The sequence below is a fragment of the Photobacterium iliopiscarium genome, from assembly GCF_003026395.1.
GTDB classification, from domain to species: domain Bacteria; phylum Pseudomonadota; class Gammaproteobacteria; order Enterobacterales; family Vibrionaceae; genus Photobacterium; species Photobacterium iliopiscarium.
This window is the reverse complement of record NZ_PYOO01000029.1, coordinates 1-3803: the sequence shown is the minus strand read 5'-3', so window position 1 is coordinate 3803 and position 3803 is coordinate 1. Positions and strand designations below refer to the sequence as shown.

5 protein-coding genes are annotated in these 3803 nt (G+C 34.7%); 1 reads left to right on the top strand and 4 read right to left on the bottom strand.

The window, feature by feature from the left end:
- Positions 1–302: 302 nt before the first annotated feature.
- The 4 genes from C9J51_RS19265 to C9J51_RS19250 are packed head-to-tail and all read right to left on the bottom strand — an operon-like array spanning position 303 to position 3111.
- The gene (locus C9J51_RS19265; protein WP_045040976.1) at positions 303–722 is read right to left on the bottom strand and encodes a type IV pilus modification PilV family protein; all 420 of its coding nucleotides are present in this window, start codon (positions 720–722) and stop codon (positions 303–305) included.
- The gene (locus C9J51_RS19260; protein WP_107275287.1) at positions 712–1914 is read right to left on the bottom strand and encodes a hypothetical protein; all 1203 of its coding nucleotides are present in this window, start codon (positions 1912–1914) and stop codon (positions 712–714) included. The genes C9J51_RS19265 and C9J51_RS19260 overlap by 11 nt, the downstream gene beginning before the upstream one ends.
- Positions 1914–2543 carry a PilW family protein gene (locus C9J51_RS19255; RefSeq protein ID WP_107250387.1) on the bottom strand — a complete coding sequence of 210 codons (630 nt, stop codon included), beginning with the start codon at positions 2541–2543 and terminating at the stop codon, positions 1914–1916. The genes C9J51_RS19260 and C9J51_RS19255 overlap by 1 nt, the downstream gene beginning before the upstream one ends.
- Positions 2530–3111 (bottom strand): GspH/FimT family pseudopilin, encoded by a 582-nt coding sequence (locus C9J51_RS19250; protein ID WP_052668296.1) that lies wholly within the window; start codon positions 3109–3111, stop codon positions 2530–2532. The genes C9J51_RS19255 and C9J51_RS19250 overlap by 14 nt, the downstream gene beginning before the upstream one ends.
- Before the next feature lie 134 nt (positions 3112–3245).
- On the opposite strand from C9J51_RS19250, the gene C9J51_RS19245 reads away from it, so the two are divergent.
- A complete protein-coding gene (locus C9J51_RS19245; protein WP_045040979.1) occupies positions 3246–3638 on the top strand; it encodes a type IV pilin protein in 393 nt (130 codons plus the stop codon).
- Positions 3639–3803: the final 165 nt, after the last annotated feature.

Below are 3803 nucleotides of genomic sequence, written 5' to 3'. Positions count from 1 at the left end.
CCAAAATAATCTTCTCTATAAATAGATTGGGCTATTTTGTATTGGTCACTCAGTTTATTGATAAATCTTTCGACTTAACTATTTAGTGAGTGCCCACACAGATTGCATGGTCAAATTGTTAAAGAACAATACTGACTTTCGGTAACTGCTTGCGCCGTTGTCCGTGTCAGTGAGGTCGCATTATAGGGAGATTTTTGATCCTGACAATTGTTTTTTTACAAAAAAAAATCGTTTGAACATTTTTTGTTCAAAACGATTTAATTTGGTTTAAATTATGTCTTTTTAGCGATGATAGCCGTTGTTTAATCAAATTCACTGTATTTAGAGATGACAGTTTTTAGCTCTACTGTTCGTAAATCATTACGCCTATCACGCCATTCAATCTTTACTGTGATGTCTTTTGCATTGGAAACAGGCACATCACTTTTCACTGTGATAATTTTTTGAGCTGTTTGATTATCTAAAACAAAAGTCGTTGTTGAAGCCGAAATAGATTCATAAAGAATAGTGCCTCCAGCTGTACTCTGTGCCCTCGTAGTAAACAACTCCATCTGCGCTTCTGCTATATGAAGTGCATCTAGAGTCTTTAACGCGTTTTCTGCTTTTACTTCCATATAAGCTTGCATCTTCACTAAACCTAATACGCCAACAGAAAGTACACCAAGGGCAATCACCACTTCTAATAAGCCAAAGCCTGTTATTTTTTTGATATTAGAAATCATGCCAAGATCCTTGCTGCCAAGTAGGTTTACCAAATGGGGCTAATAAATCATTGATAAATTCGCCATCATAATCTAAATCAATAGATAGTCGAAAATAAATAACATAACCCGATGCATCAAAAATAAACCCACCAATTGGTCGATGAGAGCCATTTAAATATGCTATAGTCTTAAGACTAAAATCTATCGCAGATATTTTATCTTCATCAGTTGTTACATACATTTTAGGATCTCTAGGATCTATTGCGGTACCATCCCACTGTGCCCCTACTGATATATTTTCATTTATAAACAAATAAAATATCGCTTTATATAAACCAACTCCATCTAAACTAAGAATTCCATTATGCACAAGAATAAATAGACTTTCCTCACTTGAATTCTGTTGTGGTAATTTTTTAATAGCATTATCATCAAGAATACAATCACCAGTAATCCATATATGTCTTTTACCCTGAGCTATACCAGCTTCTATTTTATCGAGACAACTGCTACCAATTGTTTTATCACTATTAAAAAAATGCTTATCCTTAACTTCTTTCCAATTACTCCTATCAACACCAAACGTTTCTTTAAATAAATCCATACCTATATCTTTATAAACATCTTTTTCTAACTTAGTTCTACTTGTTACATTTTCGGTTGAGTATTCATTAGCACACTTACTTTTTATATCTTTATTATTAATAGCTGACAATTGTTTATCATACTTATTTAAATAAATATTTTTTTGGTATCTGATAATGTTACATTTATCATCTCCACTCTCATTAATATAGTCAGGCGATATATTATATTTTCCATTGAAAAACAAATCAGCAGAACTTTTAATTACCCCGCTACTTCTTGCACCTCCAGCAACGATTGTTTTAGCTATTTTCTTATATTTATTATCCGTTTCTGAAGTTAGTACCGACTTACCATTATCAGTACTTAATGTTAATTCCTGTCCGTTATTACAATCAGTTAGTATTGCATCTGATATATTTCCAGCTTTTTGAATTTGCGCAAACCCACACTCCAGCCCACCTTCGGCAGCCCAATGCGCTTGTCTAGCTAAGACTTCATTTTGTGTACGCTTAATCTGATAAAATAAATTCTTATATGACGCCAATGAAAATAACAACGCCACTATTAATAACATGCTGGTGATTAATAGTGTCGTCATCCCTGACTGTTGATGTTTATTCATTATTGCCAATTCCTTGTTTTAATCTGAATCGACTTCGCGGTACTTACTGAATCATCATTTTTTAAATGGGCAGCAAGGGTTATTTTAATTAATTGACTGGTCGCACTAGCTGAACTTATTTCTTTGTGTTCAATTTTAAACTTACTGACAGCTATCTGTTTTTCATATAATAATGAAGATGCTCCAGATATTTCACATATTTCATCAGTGCTTATTGCAGCAGACGCAGAATTATATTTCAGAACATTAATTTTTTTTCCATCGACATTAATCTCTTTTAAAAAAGCAGAATTATAGATCTGTAATCCATCTTCATTTTGATATGTATAAGCTAAACAATCTTCAGTCGTATTAACATACACAACATTATCAGCCTTACTAACGCCATTCGGGAGTAAAAGCCTTAAAGTATTACCACCACTTGATACATACCCTGCTCGCAGTACATCTTCTTTTATCAGTCGAAAAGCATCGTTGACATCTTGTTGCAGTAACAATTCTAATGAACGCTTATTCGCGGCTTGATAACCGGATAAAAAAACCGAACCGACAATACCTATTGCAATTAATCCTACAGACGATGCTATGAGTAATTCAATTAAACTAAAACCTTGATTAGCACTTCTCATAATTACTCAACTTATTAGATCCATCTTGAAGACAGGTATATATACGTCCAGTCTTATTATAAATAACTGTTTTTAAATGATAATCACCTAATTGATAATCAAAATTACCACCAAAACCTATGTTGTTTGGCTTGCCATAAATAGGATCAAAAGAAAATTGAGTTAATGTTTTGCTATTTTCAAAAGTCACCCCAGAAAAATTAGCACTGTCGATTGAAGAAAGACTATTAGTATCGATATCATCACAACTTTTGTCACTTACATCTGTTGAAGTAAAAACACACCAACCACTATTTATTCTCGTACCTGGTACTAATGGAGCATTAACATATATATTTTTTCCTTGCATCACTGCTTCTGATTTGGCTTGCACCAGTAACCATTCTATTTCTGTTGCCAAGCGCTTAATTTTATTAGATTCAATTAATCCATTAAAACTCGGGGCTGCCATTGCAATAACAATGCCCATGATCACAACCGTGAACACCAATTCCAGCAGCGTAAATCCCCGCTGACTGTCACCGCTGTGATGTATGTAATGAAAGTGCGTGATAATTTCGCGAGCCATTCCCCAAATCCCTATTAACGTCATTCTGATCCCTAAGAACAACTTGCTTCAGAGTTTATCACCACCGCAAAATAGCAGAATAAGGATATCAACCAGTTATCGAGGCAACTCGAATATTTAAGAGATTACGGAAGATGATTAAACAAAAAGGCGTGACGCTGATCGAAATGTTGATTGTAGTGGCAGTCATTGGAGTATTAACCGCTATTGCTTACCCTTCATATCAATCGCATGTATTGAAGGGGCATCGCACTCAGGCTATGGGAGATCTGATTAAAATTCAATTAGCGCTCGAAGAAAGTTATACCCAAGATAGTGCCTATGATTTTACTATTGTCAGTGGTGGTAGTTGTTCTTTTTGCGATACTGATAAAGACCGTTATGTATTCACGATCACACCACAAACCGCAGATTATATAATCACCGCTACAGCACAAACTAAGCAAGAAAATGATACTGACTGCTTAGATAAGAAAAGATTAACGTTAAACAGTAATAGTAAAGGTTCACCTGAGCGTTGCTGGTAATATTTTCACTGGTTTCTTTTATGCTCAAACGCGTGATAAGTAGATCACGGATAGCTCAATGGTATGGACTCCCCACCTTACTGACATTGTCAGCTAAAGTTATAGTGTCAACCAAAAAGGAGCCCATACCATGAATAAGCCTAGCACTATTTGTATTGATCTCGC